This window comes from Candidatus Binataceae bacterium (genome assembly GCA_036495685.1).
In the GTDB taxonomy this organism is placed as follows: Bacteria; Desulfobacterota; Binatia; order Binatales; family Binataceae; genus JAFAHS01.
Map to the genome: position 1 here is coordinate 1 of DASXMJ010000073.1, position 5,245 is coordinate 5,245.

At 62.0% G+C, this 5,245-nt stretch carries 9 protein-coding genes; 7 read left to right on the forward strand and 2 right to left on the reverse strand.

What is annotated here, in order from left to right; genetic code table 11:
• The 7 genes from VGI36_08055 to VGI36_08085 all read left to right on the forward strand — a co-directional run.
• The coding region (locus VGI36_08055) for a hypothetical protein (GenBank protein ID HEY2485087.1) at window positions 1-325 on the forward strand (325 nt) is incomplete at its 5' end.
• Window positions 326-556: 231 nt separating this feature from the next.
• Window positions 557-1,693, forward strand: a complete 1,137-nt coding sequence (locus tag VGI36_08060) for an amine dehydrogenase large subunit (protein ID HEY2485088.1) — start codon at window positions 557-559, stop codon at window positions 1,691-1,693.
• A 6-nt stretch (window positions 1,694-1,699) separates the two neighbouring features.
• Window positions 1,700-2,245, forward strand: a complete 546-nt coding sequence (locus tag VGI36_08065; GenBank protein HEY2485089.1) for a MauE/DoxX family redox-associated membrane protein — start codon at window positions 1,700-1,702, stop codon at window positions 2,243-2,245.
• Complete coding sequence (gene mauD / locus VGI36_08070) at window positions 2,238-2,882, forward strand: methylamine dehydrogenase accessory protein MauD (GenBank protein ID HEY2485090.1); 645 nt, start codon at window positions 2,238-2,240, stop codon at window positions 2,880-2,882. Before VGI36_08065 ends, mauD begins: the two co-directional genes overlap by 8 nt.
• Entirely contained in the window at window positions 2,875-3,396 is a 522-nt protein-coding gene (gene mauA, locus VGI36_08075) for a methylamine dehydrogenase (amicyanin) small subunit (GenBank protein ID HEY2485091.1), read from the forward strand. The genes mauD and mauA overlap by 8 nt, the downstream gene beginning before the upstream one ends.
• A 25-nt stretch (window positions 3,397-3,421) precedes the next feature.
• The gene (locus tag VGI36_08080) at window positions 3,422-3,892 is read left to right on the forward strand and encodes a cytochrome c (GenBank protein ID HEY2485092.1); all 471 of its coding nucleotides are present in this window, start codon (window positions 3,422-3,424) and stop codon (window positions 3,890-3,892) included.
• On the forward strand, window positions 3,892-4,383 hold the full coding sequence (locus VGI36_08085) for a cytochrome c (GenBank protein HEY2485093.1): 492 nt from the start codon (window positions 3,892-3,894) through the stop codon (window positions 4,381-4,383). Before VGI36_08080 ends, VGI36_08085 begins: the two co-directional genes overlap by 1 nt.
• On the opposite strand, the gene VGI36_08090 is transcribed toward VGI36_08085, so the two are convergent.
• The gene (locus tag VGI36_08090) at window positions 4,361-4,489 is read right to left on the reverse strand and encodes a hypothetical protein (protein HEY2485094.1); all 129 of its coding nucleotides are present in this window, start codon (window positions 4,487-4,489) and stop codon (window positions 4,361-4,363) included. The two genes, VGI36_08085 and VGI36_08090, sit on opposite strands and share 23 nt — an antisense overlap.
• A 140-nt stretch (window positions 4,490-4,629) precedes the next feature.
• Complete coding sequence (locus tag VGI36_08095) at window positions 4,630-5,034, reverse strand: TetR/AcrR family transcriptional regulator (GenBank protein ID HEY2485095.1); 405 nt, start codon at window positions 5,032-5,034, stop codon at window positions 4,630-4,632.
• Window positions 5,035-5,245 lie beyond the last annotated feature (211 nt).

The window sequence follows — 5,245 nt, forward strand, 5'->3', positions numbered from 1 at the left end:
GCGGGAAGGGCGCGGCCGCACCCGTGCGGGACGTGACGAAGTACGCGATCGAATTCGCGATGCCGCCCTGCAGATGCGCGACTCGATCCGCGCCGCGGTCCGCGAAGCGCGCGCTCAGGCCGCCAAAGGCGAATCCGAGCGCCAGCCCTCACCCGATACGGCTTCACGCACGCGCCCGTTCACCCCGGAGGCAAACCGCGGCGACATCATGGACATTCTGAACGGGGTCAAAGAGGGCAGAATCGATCCGGCGGAAGCTGACGAGATGATCGCGGCCCTGATGGAAGTGGAGCGCGCGACGGAATCTCCCCGCGACGGCCGCTAGGTCGCCACGGGGTGGCGCGCGAAGCGCGCCGCCGTGTTGGCCAGTTTGACGCTGCGAGAGCCACGCCACCAGCGCGGCGGAGTTCCGCCCGAGAACCTTGCCAAGGCCCTCTTTCCGGTTGACCTCGCCAAGGCAAACGTGTCCGAACTGTTTGACCCGCGATTGCGGGGTTCAGCTTGACTGTCTGCCACAGCGCGTACTAATCAGCCTAAGCCCGGAGGTCGGGGCTCGATGGTCAAGCGAACAGGCATTGTCGCCCTGCTCATGTGTCTCAGCGTGGCTTCCGGGGCGGCACGCGCGCAACTTCCGCCCGACCAGATGACCTCCTATACGCTGGGTGCTCCGCAGCCCCACTGGGCCTTCATCCTGGACTCGATGTTCCTCGCGCCCTCGGTCAGCAGGGTGCACATCGTCGACCTCGACGCGCAGAAACTGCTCGGGCAGGTCAACGGCGGCTACTACAGCAATTTCGAGTACTCGCCCGACCATCGCGAGATGTATACCATCGACACCTTCTATTCGCGCTCCTGGCACGGGACGCGCAGCGATGAGGTCTCGATCTTCGATGCGAGCACGCTGCTTTACAAAAGTGAGATCCACATCCCGCCCAAACGGATCCTTATAGTTCCCAAGATCAACACCACCGGCCTCACTCCCGATGGCCGGTTCATGATGATCGCAAACCTTACCCCGTCCACCTCGGTCAGCGTGGTGGATCTCAAAGCGCGCAAGTTCGTCGGTGAAATCGAAACCGGCGGCTGCGTGCAGGTGCTGGTCGCCGGCAACCGCAAATTCGCTTCGATGTGCCCTGACGGGTCGCTGCTGACGGTCCACCTCGACGAGTCGGGCAAGGTCATGGGCCGCAAGCAATCGAAGCCATTCTTCGATCCCAACAAGGATCCGGTATTCGATCAGCCGATCGTGGTCGGCAGCACCGCGTACTTCCCTTCCTATCATGGCAACCTCTACCCGGTGGATTTGTCGGGCGACACCGCGCAGGGCGAAAGCGAGTGGCCACTCACTACCGAGGAAGATCGCAAGGCGAACTGGCGTCCCGGCGGATGGCTCTCCATCGCCGCCAGTGAGAAAGGCGACCAGCTGTATGTGCTCATGCATCAGGGCGGCGAGTGGACCCACAAACAGGCGGGCAGGGAAGTATGGGTCTTTGACACCGGGCGCAAAACCCGGATCGGCCGCATCCCGCTCAAGACCGAGGGGTATTCGATTCGTGTGAGCCGGGGGCCCAATCCGATTCTCGAGAGTCTCGCGCTCATGCAAAGCCAGATCGAAACCTACACTGCACCCGAGGGCAAGTACCTGGGCGTGTTTAAAGATATAGGCACGTCCTTCCTGGTATCCGGTCCTTAACCTGTGATGAATCTCGATCCGACCATTGTCGCGATTGCTTGCGCCACCAGCGCTACCATTTTTCTCGGCTCGGCGGCGCTTAAGTTCTCGCAGCCGATGGAATTTCGCGCCGCGGTTGAGAGCTATCGGCTGGTGCCCGAGGCGATGGCGGCCGTGCTTGGGTGGATCGTTCCAGCACTTGAGCTGGCGGGCGCGACTGGGTTGGTGGTGGCCGCCACGCGAGGCGCCGGCGCGCTTCTGCTACTTACCCTGATCGCGGCGTTTACCGGTGCGATCGCGCTCAACCTGGCGCGCGGCCGACGCGACCTCGATTGCGGATGCTTCGGACCGCTGCTGCGTCAGCCGCTCAGCGGATGGCTGATCGCGCGCAACGGCCTGCTCGCGTTCCTGGTGCTGGCCGCGTTCACCCCCGGCGACGCGCGCCCGCTGACCTCGCTCGATTACCTAACCATCGCCGCCGCCGCGGCCGCGATGGTGATTCTCTACGGGGCTGCTAACTACCTGCTTGCTACGGCGCCAAAAATCGCGGCTTTGAGGACACGCGATGCATGATGCACTCGCGATCTCGCAGGTAGTGCTGTGGATCATCGTGGTCATCCTGGCCGCGACGGTGCTGGCGCTCGCACGGCAGATTGGAGTGTTGCACGAGAGAATCGCGCCGATGGGGGCGCTGACCATAGACAAGGGACCGAAAGTCGGTGATGCCGCGCCCATCTTTGATCTCCACGCGCTGAATCAAAGCCCGGTGACTCTCGGCGGGCCAAGCGCGAGCGGTCTTAGTACCATGCTCATGTTCGTGTCCCCGACCTGTCCGGTGTGCAAGAAGCTGTTGCCGATCGTCAGATCTATAGCCGCGAGCGAGACGCAGTGGCTGCGCGTGGTCTTCACGAGCGATGGCGAGGAGCCCGCGCAGCAGGAGTTTGTCCGCCGCCATCGGCTTGAATCATTTCCCCTGGTACTATCGAGCGAACTCGGAACGACCTACCGAGTGAGCAAGCTTCCTTACGCGGTGCTGATCGACGAGGAAGGACGCATCCGCGCCAAGGGCCTGGTTAACACTCGCGAACACCTTGAGAGCATAATCCAGGCCAAGCAGATGGGAGTCGCGTCCGTTCAGGACTACCTGCGAGCCCGGCACGAACCTGCGGTGCCTCCCAACGGGTCGCGCGACGGGAACCGCGATGGATAAGATAGTGGAAGGGCTGACCCGCGCGGTCGCACAGCGCTCCTCGAGGCGCAGCTTCATCGCGCGCCTGGGCAGGCTGATCACGGGCGGAATGATCATTCCGCTCCTGCCCGTGGATCGCGCCGCCGCGCAGAGCGTGGCTGGCTCGCCCGCGGCGCAAGCGACGCCCAAGCCGAATCCCAACGACGATCACACCTGCGACTATTGGAAATACTGTGCAATCGATGGCTACTTGTGCAGCTGCTGCGGTGGCGGTTCGCACGATTGTCCGCCCGGCGCGACGCCATCGCCGACTTCGTGGGTCGGTACCTGCCGGCATCCGGCAGACGGCAAAGACTACATCGTCAGCTACCGCGACTGCTGCGGCAAGAACCCCTGCGGACGCTGCCTGTGTGCCAACACCGTGGGCGAGATGCCTCTGTACCGGACGCAACTCAACAGCGACCTTATCTGGTGCTTCGGCGCCCCAACGATGGTTTATCACTGCTCGACCGCCGAAATCGTCGGGCTCAAGTAACGCGTTGCGCGCCGGATCGCTCCTGGTGGCCTGGGTTTTCCCGCTGCTGGCTGTTACTCCGGCGCGCGCTCAGGCACCGCCCGCGTTCCAGCAGCGCTGCGCCGTGTGCCATCAGGAGAACGGGAGTGGGGTTCCCGGAATATTTCCGCCGCTTAACGATACGATTGGTCCCTACGTCCGGCTTCCACAGGGACGGACCTTTCTGATTCACCTGCTGCTCTTCGGAATGAACGGCGCGATCAAATCGCACGGCACCATCTATGAGGGCTTCATGCCGCCGGCCGCTGATTTGAGTGATAGCGATCTGGCCGAGGCCATCAACTATGTGCTCGGGACCCTCAATGCTGGCACCCTTCCCCACGACTTCCAGCCGTTTACACCGATGGAATTCAAAACGGCACGCACGAGCCGGCTGACAGTTACCGACGTCTTCTACGAACGCGAAAAACTGATCGCGTCGCTCGACAAAGGCGCGAGCGCGACCTCTGTCAGGTGATGATCGCACGCTCTCTCGGCGCCGTTACGATGCTCCTGGTTTTCGTGGCTGCGACACCGGCGTGCGCCGAGTCGCCGCAGAATTTATACACCTTGAACTGCTGGGGTTGTCACCGCGCCAACGGCGAAGGCGTCGCGGGTACTGCGCCGCCGCTCATCAACGCGGCGGATTTTCTCAAAGTACCGGGAGGACGCGAATATCTGATCCGGGTTCCCGGGGTCTCCCAATCGATGCTCGACGACGCCGACACGGCGCTGGTGATGAACTGGATTCTCGAAACCTTCAGCAAAGGCCGGGTTCCGGACGATGTTAAGCCTTTCACGGCAGCGGAAATTCACCACGCGCGCGCCGAGCCGCATCTGTTCGACATCACCGAAATCCGTACCCAACTGTTAAGAAAGATGGTCGCGATGAAGATTAGATCTTCCCCGGTGGATGCGACAGCGCACGCGGGGCCCAATTCGGTGGCTACCCCGCCGATCGAGGAGTGAACAGCGCCCCGCAGATGGTCTTGGCCGCGTCCAGGACCTGTTCGATGACTCGCTCCTCACGCACCTCCGCGCCGATCGCCAATCCTTCCATAATAAGGGCGAGCATGACCGGGAAGAGATCCTGGTTCGGAACGCTCGAAGCGAAAGGCTCGAACAGGCCCCTTAGCATCCTTTCTACGGATTCGCTGAGACGAGTATAAACCGCGCGGATAGAATTGCGCAGGTAGGCGTCGGTGCGGCTGGCAATCACCAGTTCGAGCCAGGCTTGGTAAAGCGGCCGTTAACGGTTTCCCAAATGAGGTCGATCGCCATGGAACACCGGTCCGCTTCGACCGGGAGCTGTTCCACCTTCTGCCGCATCTCGTTCGATAGCAGTTCACTCAGATGCTCCACCGCCTTGGCGAACAAATCCTCCTTGGTCGGAAAGTGGTAGAGCTGAGCGCCGCGCGACAATCCCACGCGCTCCTCGATCTCCAAACCAGTCGTGTTAGCGTACCCGCGCTCGATCACCCATAGGATCGCGGCTTCGAGCACACGCCGCCGCGTTTCGGCGCTTTTCTCATCCTGCTTCAAATGCGGTTTGAGAGTACGCAGACTGGAGACATCTATGATCGAACCGCATGCTAGCAAGGGATCACGTGCGGAGAGCATTGTCCGTTGGTACAACGTGCGGGCGAGGGCGCGCTCCGCAAACACAACAAAGGCGGACCCGTGCTTCTAAAACGATCGAAAAGATACGTAAGGAAGATCGTAGCCGAACGCACTCGGTCCGACCGATTTGAGTGCGATTGGAGTCGTGAGCAATGGAGAGGCCGGCAGGGCCAGGACCGTGACACGCAGTCCCGGTCTCAGGATGTCGGTG

Bases quoted from the DNA above. Each gene is read 5' to 3' on its own strand.
- mauD (HEY2485090.1), top strand. From the start codon at position 2,238: ATGCATGATGCACTCGCGATCTCGCAGGTAGTGCTGTGGATCATCGTG.
- VGI36_08085 (HEY2485093.1), top strand. From the start codon at position 3,892: ATGATCGCACGCTCTCTCGGCGCCGTTACGATGCTCCTGGTTTTCGTG.
- VGI36_08095 (HEY2485095.1), bottom strand. From the start codon at position 5,034: ATGCTCTCCGCACGTGATCCCTTGCTAGCATGCGGTTCGATCATAGAT.
- VGI36_08090 (HEY2485094.1), bottom strand. From the start codon at position 4,489: ATGCTCGCCCTTATTATGGAAGGATTGGCGATCGGCGCGGAGGTGCGT.
- mauA (HEY2485091.1), top strand. From the start codon at position 2,875: ATGGATAAGATAGTGGAAGGGCTGACCCGCGCGGTCGCACAGCGCTCC.
- VGI36_08065 (HEY2485089.1), top strand. From the start codon at position 1,700: ATGAATCTCGATCCGACCATTGTCGCGATTGCTTGCGCCACCAGCGCT.
- VGI36_08060 (HEY2485088.1), top strand. From the start codon at position 557: ATGGTCAAGCGAACAGGCATTGTCGCCCTGCTCATGTGTCTCAGCGTG.